The organism is Kocuria sp. PD6, assembly GCF_031844145.1.
Taxonomy (GTDB): Bacteria; Actinomycetota; Actinomycetes; order Actinomycetales; family Micrococcaceae; genus Kocuria; species Kocuria marina.
Map to the genome: position 1 here is coordinate 84,887 of NZ_JAUZUS010000010.1, position 18,881 is coordinate 103,767.

Here is an 18,881-nt window from a genome sequence, read left to right on the forward strand (position 1 = left end):
GGGTCCTCTCGGCTCAGACGATGGCCACCATCATGGCCTCGAACGCGAGTTGTGCGCTGACGTTGGTGCGGATGCGGCGCCGGGTCTCGCTGATCACGTCGATCTTGTGCAAGGTGTGCTCGGCGGTGGTGTTGATCGCGTACCCGTGGATCTGCTCACCCAGGTGCTGGTTGATCAGGGCCGTCCCGGTGTCGAGCTGAACGCTCAGCACGTCCCGGTAGAACGTGGTGAGGTCGATCAGGAAGCGGTCCAGGGTGTCGGTTTGGATGCGCCGGGAGCGTCGCTTCTGATCGGCTTCGAGCCGGTTGAGGGCACCCCGGATGGCGGGTGGCACACGGCCGGTTTCGGGGGCACCCATGGCCGCGAGCAACTGCGCGCGTTCCTCGTTGTTGCGGGCCTCGGCGTCCGCGGTGGACTCGTCCACGGCGAGGCGGTGCAAGCGGTCCGCCGCCTTGACCGCCCGGGTCACCCCGTGCATGGACAGGGGCAGGGAGACGACCTCCTGGCGGCGGGTGCGGGCGTCGTCGTACAGGGCGAGTCGCGTGGCCACGCCCACGTGGCACTGGGACAACCGCGCGCATTCGATGGCGCGTTGCTCCGGGACCCCGTGCCGGGCCACGAGCAACCGGGCGACGTCCTCGGGGGACGGGACCTTGAGGGTCACGGGGCGGCAGCGGGAACGGATGGTCACGAGCACGTCCATGGGGGAGGGGGCGCACAACAACCAGATGGTGTGCGGAGGGGGTTCCTCGATGCTCTTGAGCATCACGTTGGAGGTGCGCTCGGTCATCCGGTCGGCGTCCTCGACGATCATGATCCGCCACGAGCCCACGGAGGGCCGGTCCTGCGCCTTGATCACGAGCTCGCGGGCTTCCTCGATGCTGATCTGCGGGTTCTCCGTGACGAAATGGGTCACGTCCGCGTGGGTCCCGGCGAACGCCGTGCGACACGCGTGGCACGTGCCGCAGCCCGTGCCGTGCTCGCACAACAGCGCTGCGGCCAGGGCGCGCGCGGCCGTGGAGCGACCGGAGCCCGGGGGCCCGGTGAACAGCCATGCGTGGGTCGGGTCGTTGTCGCGGGCCGCGCGTTGTAACTGCTCCACCACGCGGGGCTGACCGACGACCTCGTCCCACACGCTCACGCGGAGACCTCTGTGCGCTCGGCGAGGATCCCGGTGACCCGGTCCACGATCGCGTCCGTGAGCTCGGCCGCGGGCGCGGACGCGTCCAGGACCAGGTAGCGGGAGGGTGCATGCGCGGCGAGCTCGCGGAAGGCCGCGTTGACGGCGTCGTGGAACGCCCGCGCCTCGGACTCCATGCGGTCCGTGGCCAGGGCGCGCTCGCGGCGTCGGGCCTCGGCGGTGGTCTGGTCCACGTCCAACAGCACGGTGAGCTCCGGGACGAGACCCTGCACGGCCCACCGGTTCAGTTCGAGCACGCGTTCGGTGCCCAGCCCGCGTCCCGCCCCCTGGTACGCCACGGAGGAGTCCACGAACCGGTCGCAGATCACGACCTCCCCGCGCTCGAGGGCGGGGCGGATCCTGCGCGCCACGTGGTCCGCGCGCGCGGACGCGAACAACAGTGCCTCGGTCACCGCGGACACCGGCGCCTGGGAGGGATCGAGCACGAGCGCGCGCACCGATTCCGCGAGGGGTGTGCCCCCGGGCTCGCGCGTGAGCGTCACGGTACGACCGTCGCGGCGCAGGGCGGTCACGAGCGCCGCAGCCTGGGTGGACTTCCCGGCGCCGTCACCGCCTTCGAACACGATGAGGGCCCCGCGCGCTGATTGCTTCACGCCCCCACTGTAGCGATCGCACCCGACAGCTACAGCGGTGCCGTGGGCGTCCACAGGACGGGCCGCACGGCGCCGCGGGATTAGGCTGGAGCAATGCGTAAAGACACCGTGATGGTCGCCGGCGGCCGCCCCGACCACGAACATGACGCGCCCGTGAACCCGCCCGTGGTGCTGACCTCCACTTACCGGGGCACCGGGGAGCTCGACCCCGCGGACCGCACCTACGCGCGGTTGACCAACCCCACGTGGGAGGCGTTCGAGGACGTCCTGGCCCAGCTCGAGGAGGCCCCGTGCCCCGCGCTGTCCTACGCGTCCGGGCTCGCCGCGATCACCGCAGTGCTCACCCTCGTGCCCGTGGGTGGCACGCTCGTGCTGCCGCGCCACAGCTACCAGAGCACCGTGGCACTCGCGCACACGTGGCAGGAGCGTGGCATCTTCACGGTGCGCACCGTGGACATCGCGGACACCGAGGCCACCTCCGCGGCACTCGACGGCGCGGACATGCTCTGGGTCGAGAGCCCCACCAACCCCATGCTTGAGATCGCGGACGTGCCCGCGCTCGTGCGCGCCGCGCGGGAGAAGGGGGTGCTCACGTGCGTGGACAACACGTTCGCCACGCCCCTGCTGCAGCGTCCCTTGGGCGTGGGAGCGGATCTGGTGGTGCATTCCGCGACCAAGTACATCGCCGGTCACTCGGACGTGTTGATGGGTGCGGTGCTGTGCGCCACCCCCGAGCTGAGGCAACGCTTGCATTCCCAGCGATCTCTCGAGGGCGGGATCCCCGGCCCCTTCGAGGCGTGGCTCGCGCTGCGCGGCGTGCGTACGCTCGCGGTGCGCGTGGAACGTTCCATGGCCAACGCCGCGGAACTGGCCCGCCGGCTCGAGGCCCACCCCGCCGTGGCCCACGTGCGTTACCCGGGCCTCGCGTCCGATCCCGGCCACGAGCGCGCCGCCGCGCAATTGCAGGGGGGGTTCGGTTCGGTGATCTCGGTGGTCCCCCACGGCGACGTCGCTGCGGCCGAACGTCTCCTGACGGACCTTCGCGTGTGGACCCCCGCCACGTCCCTGGGCGGGGTGGAGTCCTTGATCGAGCGGCGTCGTCGCCACCACGACGAACCGGAGACCGTCCCCGAGAACCTGCTGCGCCTGTCCGTGGGGATCGAGAACGTGGAGGACCTCTGGGAGGACCTCCGGGCCGGACTCGATGCGCTCGCGGATCGATAGACTGACCCCGTGACTTCCATTCCTTGGGCCATCGTTCTGGCGAACTACCTGGACTACGCCATCACCCTGGTGGTGGCCGTCCTCGCGCTGCTCGCGGTGTTCGACTGCTTGCGGCGTTCGGCGGTGCAGTTCGAACGCGCGTGGAAGCGGACCAAGACGTTCTGGCTCGCCCTGACAGGTGGCGCCGCGGTGGTGTCCGTGTTCAGTGCCGTGTTCTCCACCATGGCACTGCTGGCCGTGGGTGTCCCGGGGACCGGCTCGTTGATCCTCATGCTGATCGCGGCGACGATCGCCGGGGTGTACCTCGCGGACGTGCGCCCCGCTGTCTCGGGCGAGTCCAAGAACCCCGGGTACTAGTAGTAGGCACTTACCGTTCGAGGTCTCTCCCGGAGCGCATGTCGAGCCACCGTGGGGTCGACCTCCCACGGGCTCGGTGTGTCAGCCCTCGACGCGCCATCCCGGTTCGTCCGGCGCGACCGCGGACCACGGCACCGTGAGTTCCCCGAGCCGCCACCGGTGGGGCCCGTGCAGTACGGGCCACCCGGCGGCGCGCAGGTCCCGGCACATCGCCGTCCAGCGCTGTCGATGACCGAATGGTGACAGGGTCGCGTTGGCCAGCCACGCGGCGTCGGCGGCCGCGAGGAATGCGTGGACCCGCTCGCCCGGGACGTTGCGGTGAATCAACGCCTTGGGCAGTCGCGCGGCCACGTCCGAGGGCACGGTGAACGCACCTGGACGCATACTCACGGTGAAGGTGCGGGGGCCCTCCACGGTGCAACACAACCACGTGGCCAGGCGCCCGATCTCGTCGCACGTGCCGTCCATCAGGACCCCGTTCGGCGCGAGCCGCCCGCACGCGAGGTGCCACGCGGCGGGGACCTCTTCCACCGGGTACTGCCGCAGCACGTTGAACGCGCGTACGAAGACCGGGGAGCGTGACCCTGAGGGGATCTCGAAGCCCCCGCACCGGAAGGACAGCCCCGGGCGGGTGTGGGGTTGGGCCGCGGCCACCCGGTCCGGGTCGATCTCGATGCCCATGACCTCCACGTCCGGGCGCACCGTGCGCGCCCGCTGCCACAGCTCGACCGCGGTGATCGGGGCCGCCCCGAACCCCAGGTCCACGAGCAGGGGGTCGTATGCCCGGCGCACGAGCGGGGCCAGGACCCCGGTGAGGTACCGGTCCGCGCGCCGGAGGCGGTTCGGGTTCGTGGTCCCGCGGGTGATCGATCCCACGGGGCGGGGCTGGGTTGGCACACCCACACTGTAGTGCGCACGTCACGACACGCGTTCCCTCGGTGGCCCCGGGGTGGGACAATGGCCCCATGGCTAACGATTCCGCTACCCACAAGCTCATCCTGCTGCGCCACGGTCAGTCCGACTGGAATGAGAAGAACCTGTTCACGGGCTGGGTGGACGTCCCGCTCACGGACAGGGGCCGCGCCGAGGCCACCCGCGGCGGTGAACTGATCGCCGAGAACCAGCTGCTGCCGGACGTGGTGCACACGTCCCTGTTGCGCCGCGCCATGAACACCGCCAACCTCGCGCTCGACGCCGCGGACCGCCTCTGGATCCCCGTCAAGCGGTCGTGGCGACTCAACGAGCGCCACTACGGTGCCCTGCAGGGCAAGAACAAGGCGGAGATCCGCGAGCAGTACGGCGAGGAACAGTTCATGGTCTGGCGCCGTTCCTACGACACCCCGCCGCCCGCCCTGGACGATTCCTCCGAGTGGTCGCAGGCCGGGGATCCCCGCTACGCGGACGTTGCCGACCTGCCCCGCACCGAGTGCCTCAAGGACGTCCTGGAGCGGTTCCTGCCGTACTGGGAGGAGCAGATCGTCCCCGATCTCAAGAGCGGCAGGACGGTCCTCGTGGCCGCGCACGGCAACTCGCTGCGCGCACTCGTCAAGCACCTGGACGGCATCTCGGACGACGACATCGCCGGGCTGAACATCCCCACGGGCATCCCGCTGTACTACGAGCTGGATCGGAACCTCAAGCCCGTGACCCCCGGTGGGCGCTACCTGGACCCGGACGCCGCCGCCGAGTCCATCCAGGCCGTGGCCAACCAGGGCAAGAAGTAACCCTTCTGGCACCGTGACGAATCCCCGGCACACTTCGGTGCCGGGGATTCTCATTGTCGCCGTGTCTCGCGGGGCCGCGGGTACGCCGCCATTCGGAGCGATCGGACGACGCCGCTCGGGCCGGTCCCCGGATGATCCCACCCGGGGCGCGCCGTCACGGGTCCCGGCGGCTCACGCCACCGGGACCCGCACCGCTCACTCGCCGGCGTCGGCGCCGATGTGTCCGTGGCCGGTGGGGTGGCTGTCGGTCGCGGGGGCCCAGTCGCCGGTCACGAGGTAGGAGACCTTGCGGGCCACGGAGACGCCGTGGTCACCGATGCGTTCGAGGTAGCGGGAAGCGAGCGTGACGTCCACCGCGGTGGGCACGGAGGAATCCCAGTCGGGATCCGCGAGCATCTCGAACACCTGCTGGTGCTTGAGGTTCAGCTCGGACTTCAGGGCGAAGATCTGGTCCGCCTCGGAGATGTCCCGGTCCTCGAGCACGGAGATCACGCGCTCGACCAGACGCGCGTCGATGTCGAACATCTCCTCGAAGTGCCCGCGCATGGCCTCGGGCAGGACGGGCTCGGGGAAGCGCAACCGGGCCAGCTGGGCCAGGTGACGGGCCAGGTCGCCCATGCGCTCGAGCGAGGCACTCATACGCAGCGCGCCCACGATCATGCGCAGGTCGGAGGCCACGGGGGACTGCAGGGCCAGGATGTCGATGGAACGCTCATCGAGATCGTTCTGCAGGAAGTCGATGCGAGCGTCGTTGGAGATGACCTCTTCGGCCACCTGGATGTCGGCGTCGAGGAATGCGGTGCGGGCGCTGCCCAATGCCTGCTGCACGAGCGTGGCGATCTGAATCAGCTCCTCACCGACCTGGTGGAGCTCAGCCTGGAAAACCTTACGCACAGGGGGCGTCCTTTCGTTCATGGCAAGTCCTGGTCCGTAGCCTACGCGGGTTGAGTGGGCCGGGTGCCATCGGGATGTCATCGGGGGAGCGGCACGACGAATTCGCACGCGCCCGACCAGGTTCACAGGCTGCCGTGAACGAATCGTCATCCCCAGGTGAACGTTCGTTGAACCGGCCCCCACGGGGCGCGGATCACCGGGGTGCGTCCGGGCGGGCCGTCTAAGCTGACACCGTGAGCGATACGTCGATTGCCCTGCTGGCCGGTTTCATCGGCTTCTTGCTCGGCATCAGCGGGGTGATCGCCGTGCGGGTGAGCCAGCGGCGTCGCCATTCGCTGGCGGACGTCCAGGAGCCCACGCTGCCCGAGGGCACCGCGGAGATCCTCGCGGCACTGGGCCTCGCGTACGTCGTGGTCGACGGCGTGGACGGCGTTGTGCGCGCGTCCCCCGCGTCCTACGCGTTCGGGATTGTGCGCGGGCACACGGTGGTGCACCAGGACCTGCTGGAGATGATCCGCAATACGCGCCGCAACGGCGTCGTGGAGGAGAAGCGCCTGGAGCTGACCCGCGGGCAGTTCCAACACGGGTCGATCGTGCTGGACGTGCGGGTCGTGACCCTCGCGGACGAGTACATCCTGTTGCTCGCGGATGACCAGACCGAGATCGTGCGCGCCCAGTCCATCCGCACCGACTTCGTGGCCAACGTCTCCCACGAGTTGAAGACGCCCGTGGGCGCCATCAGCCTGTTGTCCGAGGCCATCGAGGACGCCGCGGAGGACCAGGACGCGGTCCGCCACTTCGCCGCGAGCCTGCAGCGCGAGTCCATGAGGCTGAGTGCGCTCGTGCAGGACATCATCGAACTGTCCCGGTTGCAGGCCACGGACGTGGTGGCCAAAGGCACTGCCGTGGATCTCAACCGCGCGGTGCGTGAGGCCGTGGACCGGAACAAACTGGCCGCGGAGGCCAAGAACATCAGCATCAAGGTGGGCGGGCGGATCGAGACCCCCGTGTTCGGGGACCCGGACATGCTCGTGACCGCGGTGCGCAACCTGATCGACAACGCCGTGCGGTACTCCCCGGAGAACACCCGCGTGGGCATCGGCCTGCGGGAGCGGGAGGGGATGGCGCACATCACCGTCACGGATCAGGGCCCCGGCATCGCGGAGACCGAGCAGGACAGGATCTTCGAACGTTTCTACCGGGTGGACAGCGCTCGGTCCCGCCAGACCGGGGGTACCGGTCTGGGATTGAGCATCGTCAAACACGTCATGGCGCAGCACGGCGGGGAGGTCTCCGTGTGGTCCCAGCCGGGCCGGGGGTCCACGTTCACCCTCGTGCTGCCGCCCATGGAGGAACCCGAGGACCAGGCGGAGCCCCCACGCGGAGGGCTGCGTCAACAGCGAGTGGAGGAGCGCGCGTGACCCAGATTCTCATGATCGAGGACGAAGAATCCCTGAGCGACCCGTTGGCGTACCTGCTGGGCCGTGAGGGGTTCGAGGTCACCGTGGTCGCGGACGGGCTCGAGGCCGTGGCGCAGTTCGACCGCACCGGCGCGGACCTCGTCCTGTTGGACCTCATGCTGCCCGGCCAGTCGGGGACCGAGGTCTGCAAACAGATCCGGCAGCGCTCCACGGTCCCGATTATCATGCTCACCGCCAAGGACGCGGAGATCGACAAGGTGCTCGGGTTGGAGCTCGGCGCGGACGACTACGTGACCAAGCCGTATTCGTCGCGCGAACTCGTGGCGCGGATCCGGGCGGTGCTGCGGCGGCGTTCCGAACCGGAGGAACTGATCACGGCCACGGTCGCCGCGGGTCCCGTGCGGATGGATGTCGAGCGTCACGTGGTCCACGTGGGCGGGGAGCCAGTGGCCATGCCGCTCAAGGAGTTCGAACTGCTGGAGATGCTGCTGCGCAACGCGGGCCGCGTGCTCACCCGGGGCCAGCTCATCGACCGGGTGTGGGGTTCCGACTACGTGGGGGACACCAAGACCCTGGACGTGCACATCAAGCGGCTGCGTTCCAAGGTGGAACCGGAGCCGTCCGCGCCGCAGCACATCGTGACCGTACGCGGTCTCGGGTACAAGTTCGAGCCCTGATCCCGACGCCTCCACGGAGCGGCACCCGTATGACGTAAGAACCGCACCCTTAGCAGGGTGCGGTTCTTACGTCTGTACACAGGTCTGAGAAAGCGAGCGCCCGGACCCTCGTGTTCGGGGCCCGGGCGCTCGCTCGATCTCGCCGGTCGGCGCGGGTGGTGTGAGGGGTCAGTGCTCGCCGTGCGCCTCGCCCGCGGGGGCCGGAGTGTTGGAGGGGTTGGCCGGGGTGGACGGTGCGCCGCCGGGCACGAAGGATGCGTAGCGCGGGTAGGTGTGGTCCAGGACGGGGACCTGGGTGGTCTGGTCCTGGTCGTCCGCGGTGAACGTGGTGTCCACCATCAGGCCGGGGTTCGCGCCGGCTCGGTCCAACAGCACGGGCCGGGACTTCTCGAGCACGACCTCCTGGTTGGCGGGGACCTCCACGCTCGCGCGGGCGCCGTTGGCGTCCATGGTGACGGTCTCGGTCTGGTCGCCGGTGTTGATCAGGGTGCCCAGCACGCGGCCCTCGGAGTTCTCGTCCTCGGCGACGACCAGGATGTTGCGCAGCTGGACGTCACCCAAGTCCATCTGGATCCCGTCCGTCGGGGCGTAGCTGTCCATGGTGGCCTGCGGGCTGATGTACGCGCACCCGCTCACACCGGTCAGGACGGCGAGTGCCGCCGCACCCATTCCGAGGTGCTGCAACTTCTTGTGGGCGGCGTTCTTCACGGCACGAACTCCTCGGGCTCTCTGACAGCGGGTGCAAAATCTGCAGTCAGTCTATCGGTTTGGCCACGGATCGTCTGCATCCGCGCCCCGTTCGTGGCGCGCCCGTAGGCCCGTGGTGCGCGCGCTTATGGAGTGACGACGACGTCGCACGGCCGGGTCACGCACACCCGCCCGGGCGCTGCCCGGGTGGCCTCCATAAGGCCCCGTGATGCGGTCCGTGGAGCGGCCACGGACGGGGCTCGCGGGAAGGTGGGCAATCATACACCGTGGTAGACTTGGCGGGCTGAAAGGGGTTTGTGCATGGTTTTTGAGGTTGGCGAAACGGTTGTCTATCCGCACCACGGTGCCGCAACTATCGAGGAGATCAAGACTCGAACCATCAAGGGTGAGGAGAAGATGTATCTCCGGTTGAAGGTCACCCAGGGCGATCTCATGATCGAGGTCCCGGCGGAGAACGTCGATCTCGTGGGTGTGCGGGACGTCGTGGACGAGGAAGGCCTCAAGGAGGTCATCGCGGTCCTGCAGGCCAAGGACGCCGAGGAAGCCTCCAACTGGTCGCGCCGCTACAAGGCCAACCTCGAGAAGCTCGCCTCCGGCGACGTCCTCAAGGTCGCCGAGGTCGTGCGTGATCTGTGGCGCCGCGATCGCGGCAAGGGCCTCTCCGCCGGGGAGAAGCGCATGCTGACCAAGGCCCGCCAGATCCTCACTTCCGAGCTGGCGCTGGCCAAGAAGATCGACGAGGAAGAAGCGGAGAAGCGCCTGGACGACATTCTGTCCGCGGCCTGATCCCCGCAGCACGTCTTCGTGTCCCAGATTTCCGACCTCGCGAGCCCGTCCGCCATGGACGGGCTCGCCGTCATTGTGGTGGCCGCCGGTTCCGGCACGCGGCTCGGGTACGGGATGCCCAAGGCGCTCGTCCCCGTGGCCGGTCGACCGATCCTGGAGCACGCGCTTGCCACGGTGCGCGGGACCCTGCGCGGTGCCGCGGTGATCGTGACCGTGCCCGCCGGAGACACGGATCTCACGGCCGTCGCGCGCGCCGCGGGGGCCGCGGCCGTGACCGGGGGTGCGACACGCGCCCAGTCGGTCGCGGCGGCACTGACCGCCCTGCCCGCGGGTGCCACCCACGTCCTGGTGCACGACGCCGCTCGCTGTCTCACCCCGCCCGCCGTCCTCGAGCGGGTGGTCACCGCCCTGCATACGGGTGCACAGGCCGTGGTTCCCGTGACCCCGGTGACCGACACCGTGCGCGGGGTGGACACCCACGGGCGCAGTACCGGGACGGTGGACCGGGCGGGGCTGCGCAGCGTCCAGACACCCCAGGGTTTCGACCGTGCACTGCTCGAACGGGTGAACCGCGCGGCCGGTCTGCTCCCGGACGGGCCACTGGACGCCACGGGGGAGGACCCCCAGCTCGGGCACAGTGTTCGAACGGCAAAGGCGGCCACCACGGTGAGGGGTTCCGCAGGGGATCCCGAAGGCATCACGGACGATGCGAGTCTTGTGGAACTGTTCGCCCCCGAACACCCCGTGGAATTCGTGGCCGGGGACGAGGAGTCCTTCAAGATCACCCGTCCCCTGGACCTGGTACTCGCCCACGCGATCGTGCGTGAGCGGGACTCGGCCTGTCCGGCACAATGGCCGCATGACTGACGCATCCCCAGGCCCCGCCGATCCATCGACCCCGGAACCCCGGCCGTACCCCGTCCCGCTCGTGGGGATCGGGGTGGACGTGCACGCCTTCGGCCCGGAGGGCACCCCGCTGTGGATCGCCGGACTCATGTGGCCCGGCGAGCGGGGACTGAGCGGGCACTCGGACGGGGACGTCGTGGCACACGCCGCGGCGGACGCGCTGTTCTCCGCGGCCGGCGTGGGGGACCTGGGAGCGCACTTCGGAACGGACCGCCCGGAGTTCGCCGGGGCCTCGGGGTGTCGGATCCTCTCGGAGGCAGTGCGGATCGTGACCGAGGCCGGCTTCCGGGTGGGCAATGTCTCCGTCCAGCTCGTGGGCGACCGACCCAAGTTCTCCCCGCGGCGGGACGAGGCCGCCGCGGTGCTCACGGAAGCGGCCGGCGCGCCGGTGCACCTGAGCGCGACCACCACGGACGCTCTGGGGCTCACGGGCCGGGGCGAGGGTCTCGCGGCGATCGCCACCGCGATCGTGTTCCCGCGCGGCTGAGCCCAAACGGGCGGCGACCGAGCCCGCCGGCCGCAACCCAGCAGGCCGGTCGAGTCCACCGGGGGAGCCCGCCAGTAGTGTCGGCCGACCGAACCCGCCCGCCGCGAGCGTGCGGCGCCACCCCGTTAGACTGGCAGGGTGACTTTGCGCTTCTACGACACCGCTTCCGCGACCGTCAAGGACTTCGTCCCCGTGCAACCCGGCGAGGCGGGCCTCTACTACTGCGGTGCCACGGTGCAGGGCGCACCGCACATCGGCCACGTGCGTTCCGCGCTCGTGTTCGACATCCTGGCCCGCTGGCTGCGCTTCCGTGGCTACGAGGTCACCACGGTGCGCAACGTGACGGACATCGACGACAAGATCCTGGCCAACGCGCACGCCTCGTTCGAGAACGACTACCAGGGTGACCACCCGCGCGAACCGTGGTGGGCGCTGGCCTACCGGTTCGAGGGTGTGTTCGGGCGGGCCTACGCCGCGCTCGGTATCGAGGCCCCCACGTACGAACCCCGGGCCACGGGCCACGTCCCGGAGATGCACTCGCTGATCCAGGAGCTGATCGACGCCGGGCACGCGTACCCCGCACTCGACGATTCCGGCGACGTCTACTTCGACGTCCGTTCGTGGCCCCGCTACGGCGAACTCACCCGGCAACGCGTGGAGGACATGCAGGACGCCCCGGACGCCGATCCCCGCGGCAAGCGCGATCCCCGCGACTTCGCGCTGTGGAAGGGACACAAGGAGGGCGAGCCCGCCACGGCGTCGTGGGATTCCCCGTGGGGCCGCGGCCGCCCCGGCTGGCACCTGGAGTGCTCGGCCATGGCCCACAAGTACCTGGGCGCGCACTTCGACATCCACGGCGGCGGCTTAGACCTGCGTTTCCCGCATCACGAGAACGAGCTCGCCCAGTCCACCGCGGCGGGCCGCCCGTTCGCCAACTTCTGGCTGCACAACGGGCTCGTGACGTACGAGGGCGAGAAGATGTCCAAGTCGATCGGCAACACGGTCTCCCCGGCGAGCATGCTCGAGGAAGCACGGCCGCTCGCCGTGCGCTACTACCTGGGCCAGGCCCACTACCGTTCCGTGCTGGACTACCGGCCCACGTCCCTGCGGGAGGCCACCGCCGCCGTCGAGCGCGTGGAAGCCGTCCTCGCGGCCGCGCAGCATTCCGGACTCAGCGTGTCCTGGGAGCACACGGATGTGCCTGAGGAGTTCGTCGCGGTCATGGACGACGACCTCAACGTGCCCCGCGCGCTCGCGGTGCTGCACGAGACGGTGCGCGCGGCCAACACGGCTCTCTCGGGCCCGGAGGCCGCGACCGCCCAGCCGCTCGTCTCCGCGATCGCGGGCATGTCCGACGTCCTGGGATTGCTCCCCTTGATGAGTCTCGACGGCGCTCGGGACGCCGACGGCGCCGAGCACCGCGCGCTCGACTCCCTCGTCCAGGACCTGCTGGCCCAGCGTGCCGCCGCGCGTGAGGTGAAGGACTGGGCGCTCGCGGACCGCATCCGGGACCAGCTGGCCGCTGCCGGCGTCGTCGTGAAGGACGGTGCCCGGGGGTCCGAGTGGTCCGTGGGGGAATGAGCCTGGCCTAAACTGGAGCCAGATCGCCGACCACCCCGGGGCGGCCCGCGGGCCGTGACCCGTGACAGACACGGAGTACTGACCATGGCCCAGAAGAACCGACCCGGAGCCACGCGCAAGAAGAAGGGTCCGGTCGTGGGTAGCGGCGGCCAGCGCCGCAAGGGCCTGGAGGGCCGCGGCCCCACGCCCAAGGCCGAGGACCGCGTCTACCACAAGGCGTACAAGGCCAAGCAGGCGGTCGCGCGCAAGCAACAGAACCTGCACCGGCGTCCGTTCCGCACGGGGGCCGGGCCCATCAAGGAGGACCTCGTCACGGGGCGCAACGCCGTGCTGGAGGCCCTGCGCGCCGGGGTGCCCGCCAAGACGTTGTTCGTGGCCACCAAGATCGAGATGGACGACCGCGTCAAGGACATCCTGCAGTTGTGCGCCGAGGCCCAGGTGCCCACGCTCGAGGCCTCGCGCGGCGAGCTGGACCGGCTCTCTGCGGACGCGATCCATCAGGGTGTGGTGCTGCAGGTCCCGCCGTACGACTACCAGGACGCTGACGAGCTCGCGGCCTCCCTCATGGCCGACCGGGGCGAGGATTCCCGCCCGCCCCTGCTCATCGCGGCGGACGGGATCACCGATCCCCGCAACCTGGGCGCGATCATCCGCAGCGTCTCCGCGTTCGCCGGGGACGGGGTCATCCTGCCCGAGCGCCGCTCCGCCGGGGTCACGGCCACGGCGTGGAAGACGAGTTCGGGTGCTGCGGCGCGCGTCCCCGTGGCCAAGGCCACGAACCTCACGCGCACGCTCGAGAACTGCAAGAAGCAGGGCTACTTCGTGGTCGGCCTCGACGGCGGCGGGGACGTGGACCTGCCGCAGCTCGAGTTGGCCACCGAGCCCCTCGTGGTGGTCGTGGGTTCCGAGGGTAAGGGCCTGTCCCGCCTGGTGACAGAGCACTGCGACGCGATCGTGTCGATCCCCATCGAATCCGCGATGGAGTCCCTCAACGCGTCCATGGCGGTGGGGATCACGCTGTACGAGATCGCGCGCCGGCGTGCAAGCGCGTAGTTATCCGCTGGGCGTCCACCCCTCCCCGTCCGGGGACGGGACCGCCAACGTCGCGGTGTACGCCCCGGGACTGACCGAGGTGGACCTCATGTTCCGGCGCCCCGGTGAATCGTGGCAGCGGTTGCGGCTCGCGGGGGAGAACCACGGGATCCATTACGCGACCGTCTCGCGCCCACGCCATGTGCCGGAAGTGGAACTCACCCCGGACGAGCTCGCACGGGACGTGTGTCCCGCGATGCCCGAGGGAACCGAGTACGGATTCGTGAGTGCCCGGCCCGAGGGCAGTCCCGTGCCGGATCCGGCGTACGAACCGGTCCTGCTGGACCCCTACGGGCGGGGACTGACGCGTGTGGCGCCACCGCGCGGCGTCGTCAATCCCGGCGCGGACGCCTACGGCGGGGAGTACGTCTCCGTGGTGGTCGCCCAGGACCACGAGTGGCGCGACCACGATCGGCCCCGGCCGGCGTGGCGCGAGACCGTGATCTACGAGGCCCACGTGAAGGGCCTCACCATGCTGCACCCGGGGATCCCTCACGAGCTGCGCGGCACCTACGCGGGACTCGCGCACCCCGTGATGCTCGAGTACCTGCGCAGCCTGGGGATCACCGCGGTGGAGCTGTTGCCCGTGCACGCCCACCTGGACGAGGCCCACCTGACCGCGAACGGGCTCACCAACTACTGGGGGTACAACACCCTCGCGTTCTTCGCACCCCATGCGGGGTACGCGACCAAGGCCGCCCAGGAGGCCGGGCCCACCGCGGTGCTCAACGAGTTCAAGGCCGCCGTGGACGCCTTGCACGGCGCGGGGCTGCAGGTGTTCCTGGACGTCGTGTACAACCACACCGCAGAAGGCGGACCCACGCAGCGCCCGTACTGCTGGCGCGGGCTCGGGGACCGGGAGTACTACCGCCACGACGAGCACGGCAACTACGTGGACGTGACCGGGTGCGGCAATTCCATGGATTTCGGCAACCCCCAGGTCGTGCGCATGGCGCTGGACTCCCTGCGCTACTGGGTCACGCAGTGCCACGTGGACGGCTTCCGCTTCGACCTGGCCCCCGAACTGGGCCGCGACGAGCACCACCACTTCACGCGCAACCACCCGTTCTTCGTGGCGATCGCCGCGGATCCGGTGCTGCAGGGCGTGCGGATGATCTCCGAACCGTGGGACGTGGGCGCCGGTGGCTGGCAGACCGGGCGCTTCCCCACCGGCTGGGCGGACTGGAACGACCACTACCGGGACACCGTGCGGGACTTCTGGCTCTCGGGTCAGCGCACCTTGCGTCGCGGGGGCGGTGGGGGCACCGCCGGTCGGCTCGCCGGGGCGATCTCCGGGTCTGCGGACCTGTTCGCCCCGCACGGGCGCACCACGCTGGCCTCGGTCAACTTCATCACCGCGCACGACGGGTTCACGCTCTACGACCTCACGGCGTACGACGCCAAGCACAACGAGGCCAACCGCGAGAACAACGCGGACGGCACCAACGACAACCACTCGTGGAACCACGACCACGAGGGCTTCTCCCCGGACGTGCGCGTGCGGGCCGCCCGCGCGGCCACCGCGCGCAACATGATGGCCACGCTGTTGTTCTCGCAGGGCATCCCCATGATCACCGCGGGGGACGAGCTGTTGCGCTCCCAGGACGGCAACAACAACGCGTACTGCCAGGACAACCGGCTCTCGTGGGTGGACTGGCGACTCACACCCCTGGACCGGTCCATACTACGCACGACCCAGCGGCTCATCCGGATCCGCCGGGCCTTCCTGGCGAGCCAACCCCGGGACTTCCCCACGCGCCCCCGGGACGTGGTGCTCAATTGGTACGCGAGTTCCGGGGAGCCCATGAGCGACGATCTGTGGCAGACGGACGGGGTCCGTGCGCTGCAGGTCGTGATCGGCGCGCGCGGGGGTGACCTCGCGGGACTGTTCGTGCTCAACGGCACCGCATCGCCCGTGGCCGTGGTGTTGCCGCGCTTCGAGAACCTGGCCGGCTCGGACGTGGAGGTGGCCTCGTACCGGCTCGTGCTCGCCACGGACCCTCAGCTCGACGAACTGACCGGCAACCGATGGCGTGCCGGGGAGGAGCTCACGGTCCCGGCACAGAGCATCGCGATGTTCGCGATCGCGTGAACCGGGCGGGCCGGACGTCAGTCCCCGGCGTTGCGCACGAGAGCGAGTTCGGCCGGTGAGGCCAACTCGTCGTGGCGCGGCAACACCCTCACGGTGTACCCGAACGGGCCGGAGCGGTCGATCGTGATAGGTCCGGAGAACGTCATGCGTCCCCCACCCAGCTCGGTCACGTCCTCGAGCGTGGCGTAGGACCGTTCGTGGATGTGATCGGTTTCCGAGACACGCCCGTAGCTGACCTGCACGGTCACGTCCTCGGGAGTCAGTTCGCCCAGATCTACGTACGCGTTGACCGTGAGCTCGTCACCGATCTGCGGTTCCTGGCGCACACCGTGTGCGTCCACGTGCTCGATCCGCAGCTGCGGCCACGCGGTACGCACGCGCTCGACCCAGTGGGCCGTGCCGCGGGCCAGGGCGCCGTCGTCCGTGGTCACGCGCCGGCCGGCGACACACGCGGGGACGTACAGCTCGTTGACGTAGTCGGTGAGCATCCGCCGGGCGGAGACCTTGGGTCCGAGGGTCGCGAGCGTGTGGCGCACCATGGCGAGCCACTGGTGCGGCACGGTGCTCGCTCGCGACGGCGCGGTGTCGGGTCCGGCCGCGGTCGTGGCGTCCTCGGAACCGTCACCGTAGAACCGCGGTGCCACGTGGCTCTCGATGAGTTCGTACAGCGCGGCGGCCTCGATGTCATCGCGCTCGTCCGTGCTGGCCTTGTTGTCCGCGGTGGGGATGGCCCAGCCGTTCTGCCCGTCGTACATCTCGTCCCACCACCCGTCCAGGACGGAGAGGTTGAGCCCGCCGTTGATCGCGGCCTTCATCCCGGAGGTCCCGCACGCCTCGAGCGGACGCAGCGGGTTGTTGAGCCACACGTCGCACCCCGGGAACAGGACACGCGCCATGGCGATGTCGTAGTTGGGCAGGAACACGATCCGGTGACGCACCTGCGGATCATCCGTGAACCGTACGAGGTCCTGGATCATCCGCTTGCCCATCTCGTCCGCGGGGTGGGACTTGCCCGCGACCACCAACTGCACGGGGCGGCGGGGGTCCAATAGGATCCGCTTGAGCCGTTCCGGGTTGCGCAGCATGAGCGTGAGCCGCTTGTACGTGGGGACGCGGCGTGCGAAACCGATGGTCAGCACGTCCGGGTCCAGCACGGACTCCGTCCAGCCCAGTTCCGCGTCCGCGGCACCGCGGCGCTTCCACGAGGCCCGTAGACGCTCGCGGACGTCGTGCACGAGGCGTTCCCGCAGGGCGCGGCGGGTGGCCCAGAGCTCGGCGTCGGACACGTTGTAGATCCTGCGCCAACGAGCGGCCGGGTTGGTGTCGTTCTCCTCCGGGTCCACGGCCATGCGCCACACGGCGGGGTCGATCCAGGAGGGGACGTGCACGCCGTTGGTCACCGAGGTGATCGGGACCTCCTCGGTGTCGAAGCCCTCCCACAGCCCGTGGAACATGGACCGGGACACGGCACCGTGGAGCTCGGCCACGCCGTTGGCACGCTGGGCGAGCCGCAGCCCCATGACCGCCATGTTGAATTTGCTCGGGTCACCGCCCGGCATGGTCTCCGCACCCAGCTCAAGCACGCGCTCGGAGGGGACATCCGGGGCGAGCCCCGCGGCGAGGACGTGGGCGATCTGATCGCGTTCGAAGCGGTCGATGCCGGCCGGGACCGGGGTGTGGGTCGTGAACACGGTCGCGGCGCGCACCGCGGTGAGTGCTTCCTCCCACATCATGGCCTGGGCGTCGGCCCCGGGGTTCATGAGTTCCTGGATCCGCTCGACGCCCAGGAAACCCGCGTGGCCCTCGTTGCAGTGGTAGACCTCCGGCGTGGGCGCACCCGTGATCCTGCTGTGCGCGCGCAGCGCCCGGATCCCTCCCATGCCCAGCAAGAGTTCCTGGTACAACCGGTGGTCGCTGCCGCCGCCGTACAACCGGTCGGTGACGTTGCGTGCGGCGTCGTCGTTCTCGCTGATGTTGGAGTCCAGCAGCAGCAGCGGCACGCGGCCCACGTCCGCCCGCCAGATCTGCGCGGACAGCGTGCGGCCCTCGGGCAGCGGTAGAACCACGCGCGCGGGCGTACCGTCCGCTTCGCGCAGCAGGGTGAGAGGGAGTTCATCCGGGTCCAGCACCGGGTAGGTCTCCTGCTGCCAGCCGTCCCGGGACAGCGACTGCTTGAAGTACCCGGCCTGGTACAGCAATCCCACGCCCACCACGGGCACGCCCATGTCGGACGCGGTCTTCAAGTGGTCCCCGGCGAGGATCCCGAGTCCGCCCGAGTACTGCGGAAGCGCGGACGTGATGCCGTACTCGGCGCTGAAATACGCCACGGCCGCCGGGGCGTCCTCGCCCTGCGTGCGCTGGTACCACTGGGGTTCGGTGAGGTAGGTGTCCAGATCGGCGTCGAGGTCGCGGATGCGCGCCACGAGCTCGGGGTCCGCGGCGATCTGCTGGATCTCCTCGCGCGTGAGCGAGCCCAGGAGCTTGACGGGGTCCCCGTGGACCGCGTCCCACGCGTGCGGGTTGAGTTCGGCGAAGAGGTCCTCGGTGGGCTGATGCCACGTCCATCGGAGGTTCTTGGCCAATCGTGAGAGTGCGGCGATCGACTCGGGCAGGACGGTGCGGACGGTGAACCTGTGGATGGCCTTCACGGTTCCGAGCCTAGCGGCTGTGGCCCCGCCGCTCCACGGGGTCCGACGTGTGACGTGAGCGCGTCGCCGTCGCGGTTCGGGGACCACGGCCACGGCCTTATGAATCGGGGCGTTTGTCGCTAACGTTGGTCTCGTGTCGCAGCAGAACTCACAGCCCCAGGGCCGCCGTCCGTCCTCAGACCCCGTGCCGGATCCCCGCGCGGGCGATGCCCACCCGGACGTCGGGTCCCGCTTGACCCCGCCGGTCCCGGCCACGGGCGTTCCCGACATCGCCCCCTCGGTACGCCGAGCGGAGGCCCACGACGATGCCGCTCGCGTCCCGTCCGCGCCGGAGGCAACCGAAGCGGCGTCGTCCGCCGGTGCCGGGCAGCCGGACGCCCACGCATATGCGGAACCGGGTGCGGCCGAGGAGGTCGCCGCGGTCGTAACACCTACCGGGGACACCGAATCCGAGGCGCAGCCCGCATTCGACCAACAGTCCGCACCCGGA

At 70.0% G+C, this 18,881-nt stretch carries 17 protein-coding genes; 11 read left to right on the forward strand and 6 right to left on the reverse strand.

Translation table 11 applies throughout. The annotated features are described in order from the left end of the window. Positions 1-13: 13 nt before the first annotated feature. On the reverse strand, positions 14-1,141 hold the full coding sequence (locus tag Q9R22_RS10545) for a DNA polymerase III subunit delta' (protein WP_131333380.1): 1,128 nt from the start codon (positions 1,139-1,141) through the stop codon (positions 14-16). Further along, complete coding sequence (tmk, locus tag Q9R22_RS10550; protein ID WP_242670476.1) at positions 1,138-1,794, reverse strand: dTMP kinase; 657 nt, start codon at positions 1,792-1,794, stop codon at positions 1,138-1,140. Before tmk ends, Q9R22_RS10545 begins: the two co-directional genes overlap by 4 nt. A 93-nt stretch (positions 1,795-1,887) precedes the next feature. On the opposite strand from tmk, the gene Q9R22_RS10555 reads away from it, so the two are divergent. Continuing rightward, positions 1,888-3,018: a PLP-dependent aspartate aminotransferase family protein gene (locus Q9R22_RS10555; RefSeq protein WP_131333378.1), complete on the forward strand. Its 1,131-nt coding sequence runs from the start codon at positions 1,888-1,890 to the stop codon at positions 3,016-3,018. Between the two features lie 9 nt (positions 3,019-3,027). Further along, a complete protein-coding gene (locus tag Q9R22_RS10560; protein WP_131333377.1) occupies positions 3,028-3,375 on the forward strand; it encodes a DUF2516 family protein in 348 nt (115 codons plus the stop codon). An 81-nt stretch (positions 3,376-3,456) separates the two neighbouring features. Here Q9R22_RS10560 and Q9R22_RS10565 read toward each other — a convergent pair whose 3' ends face one another. Then, on the reverse strand, positions 3,457-4,272 hold the full coding sequence (locus tag Q9R22_RS10565) for a class I SAM-dependent methyltransferase (protein WP_131333376.1): 816 nt from the start codon (positions 4,270-4,272) through the stop codon (positions 3,457-3,459). A gap of 68 nt (positions 4,273-4,340) precedes the next feature. Here Q9R22_RS10565 and Q9R22_RS10570 point away from each other — a divergent pair, with 68 nt between their 5' ends. Then, a complete protein-coding gene (locus Q9R22_RS10570; RefSeq protein WP_131333375.1) occupies positions 4,341-5,099 on the forward strand; it encodes a phosphoglyceromutase in 759 nt (252 codons plus the stop codon). A 195-nt stretch (positions 5,100-5,294) separates the two neighbouring features. On the opposite strand, the gene phoU is transcribed toward Q9R22_RS10570, so the two are convergent. Further along, positions 5,295-5,993 (reverse strand): phosphate signaling complex protein PhoU, encoded by a 699-nt coding sequence (phoU, locus tag Q9R22_RS10575; RefSeq protein ID WP_064846278.1) that lies wholly within the window; start codon positions 5,991-5,993, stop codon positions 5,295-5,297. A 233-nt stretch (positions 5,994-6,226) separates the two neighbouring features. On the opposite strand from phoU, the gene Q9R22_RS10580 reads away from it, so the two are divergent. Continuing rightward, positions 6,227-7,414, forward strand: a complete 1,188-nt coding sequence (locus tag Q9R22_RS10580; protein WP_131333374.1) for a cell wall metabolism sensor histidine kinase WalK — start codon at positions 6,227-6,229, stop codon at positions 7,412-7,414. A gap of 11 nt (positions 7,415-7,425) precedes the next feature. After that, the gene (locus Q9R22_RS10585) at positions 7,426-8,091 is read left to right on the forward strand and encodes a response regulator transcription factor (RefSeq protein WP_241181152.1); all 666 of its coding nucleotides are present in this window, start codon (positions 7,426-7,428) and stop codon (positions 8,089-8,091) included. 168 nt (positions 8,092-8,259) lie between these two features. Here Q9R22_RS10585 and Q9R22_RS10590 read toward each other — a convergent pair whose 3' ends face one another. Next, positions 8,260-8,799: a hypothetical protein gene (locus Q9R22_RS10590; protein WP_131333373.1), complete on the reverse strand. Its 540-nt coding sequence runs from the start codon at positions 8,797-8,799 to the stop codon at positions 8,260-8,262. Between the two features lie 300 nt (positions 8,800-9,099). On the opposite strand from Q9R22_RS10590, the gene Q9R22_RS10595 reads away from it, so the two are divergent. The 6 genes from Q9R22_RS10595 (at position 9,100) to glgX (ending at position 15,743) form a co-directional block, all read left to right on the forward strand. Beyond that, positions 9,100-9,585, forward strand: coding sequence for a CarD family transcriptional regulator (locus tag Q9R22_RS10595; protein ID WP_064846759.1), 486 nt, complete (start codon positions 9,100-9,102; stop codon positions 9,583-9,585). A gap of 18 nt (positions 9,586-9,603) precedes the next feature. After that, a complete protein-coding gene (locus Q9R22_RS10600) occupies positions 9,604-10,452 on the forward strand; it encodes a 2-C-methyl-D-erythritol 4-phosphate cytidylyltransferase (RefSeq protein WP_242670475.1) in 849 nt (282 codons plus the stop codon). Then, positions 10,445-10,978 carry a 2-C-methyl-D-erythritol 2,4-cyclodiphosphate synthase gene (gene ispF, locus Q9R22_RS10605; RefSeq protein ID WP_131333372.1) on the forward strand — a complete coding sequence of 178 codons (534 nt, stop codon included), beginning with the start codon at positions 10,445-10,447 and terminating at the stop codon, positions 10,976-10,978. Before Q9R22_RS10600 ends, ispF begins: the two co-directional genes overlap by 8 nt. A 138-nt stretch (positions 10,979-11,116) precedes the next feature. Next, on the forward strand, positions 11,117-12,559 hold the full coding sequence (gene cysS, locus Q9R22_RS10610) for a cysteine--tRNA ligase (protein WP_131333371.1): 1,443 nt from the start codon (positions 11,117-11,119) through the stop codon (positions 12,557-12,559). An 84-nt stretch (positions 12,560-12,643) separates the two neighbouring features. Further along, positions 12,644-13,612, forward strand: coding sequence for a 23S rRNA (guanosine(2251)-2'-O)-methyltransferase RlmB (gene rlmB, locus Q9R22_RS10615; protein ID WP_131333370.1), 969 nt, complete (start codon positions 12,644-12,646; stop codon positions 13,610-13,612). Beyond that, a complete protein-coding gene (gene glgX / locus Q9R22_RS10620; protein WP_311254193.1) occupies positions 13,599-15,743 on the forward strand; it encodes a glycogen debranching protein GlgX in 2,145 nt (714 codons plus the stop codon). The genes rlmB and glgX overlap by 14 nt, the downstream gene beginning before the upstream one ends. A gap of 17 nt (positions 15,744-15,760) precedes the next feature. Here the strand turns inward: glgX and glgP are convergent, their stop codons facing one another. After that, positions 15,761-18,391, reverse strand: a complete 2,631-nt coding sequence (gene glgP, locus Q9R22_RS10625; protein WP_311254194.1) for an alpha-glucan family phosphorylase — start codon at positions 18,389-18,391, stop codon at positions 15,761-15,763. Positions 18,392-18,881 lie beyond the last annotated feature (490 nt).